Annotated in this window: 1 protein-coding gene and 1 pseudogene; both read right to left on the bottom strand. The window is 63.0% G+C overall.

All coding sequences use genetic code 11. The annotated features are described in order from the left end of the window. Nucleotides 1–91: 91 nt before the first annotated feature. Entirely contained in the window at nucleotides 92–301 is a 210-nt protein-coding gene (locus EOA27_RS39010) for a hypothetical protein (protein WP_127259025.1), read from the bottom strand. A gap of 245 nt (nucleotides 302–546) precedes the next feature. Continuing rightward, a pseudogene (locus EOA27_RS42810) lies at nucleotides 547–663 on the bottom strand (integrase); the annotation flags it as partial.

The raw sequence follows: 663 nt of genomic DNA, 5'->3' as shown, positions 1-663 counted from the left end.
GTCCGAATTCATGATGGCTGGTGGATCTGGGAGCCCGCGTACCGGCCGCCGTTTCCATTGGCGCAGCCAGCCGCGCGGGCCAAGCGGTGGCTCATTCGTCGCCTGCGAGACCGTCGAAGGCCTCGATCAGCGCATCGACGATGGCCTGGCCGAGCGCCTGTGCTGTCTCACCGATTTGGGCTTCGTTTCCATTGCGGGCCGCGGTGGCGAGTTCCGAACCCTGATCCATCAGGATCGCATTGGACCTATCGATCGCCCATTGCGCAAAAGCGTTGCGGCTGTCGATGATCCTGGTTTCCATGGATGCACGCTCCCGCGTTTACGATTTGTTGGCCAATTCGGGCCAGGGTCAGGGCGCGCGATGGGTATTGCGTTCGCGCCACAACACTCCTCGATTCTTGCAGCATCAGGCCCCGCTGGCAAGCCGCTCCGCCTCGCGTAGATAAGGAGCCTGAGGCCGTGCCCTGTCGTCCTAGGACGAGCCTCCGACAAGCAGACTCCCGCTGCTACGCACTGAGTAGCGGCAGGGGAGGGGACTTATGGTCCCTACAGCCCGCTCGCCTTGGTGAGATTGGTGCGGAACCGATCGCGCTGGCGCTGATATTTGCGGGTCATCTCGGCCGAGGCGTGGCCGAGCTGCTTCTGTACGTAGCGTTCCTCGAT

It is taken from the genome of Mesorhizobium sp. M2A.F.Ca.ET.037.01.1.1 (genome assembly GCF_003998075.1).
Classification (GTDB): domain Bacteria; phylum Pseudomonadota; class Alphaproteobacteria; order Rhizobiales; family Rhizobiaceae; genus Mesorhizobium.
The sequence above is the reverse complement of the archived record's forward strand: the minus strand, read 5'-3'. Positions and strand labels throughout refer to the sequence as shown.

Bases quoted from the DNA above. Each gene is read 5' to 3' on its own strand.
- EOA27_RS39010 (WP_127259025.1), bottom strand. From the start codon at position 301: ATGGAAACCAGGATCATCGACAGCCGCAACGCTTTTGCGCAATGGGCG.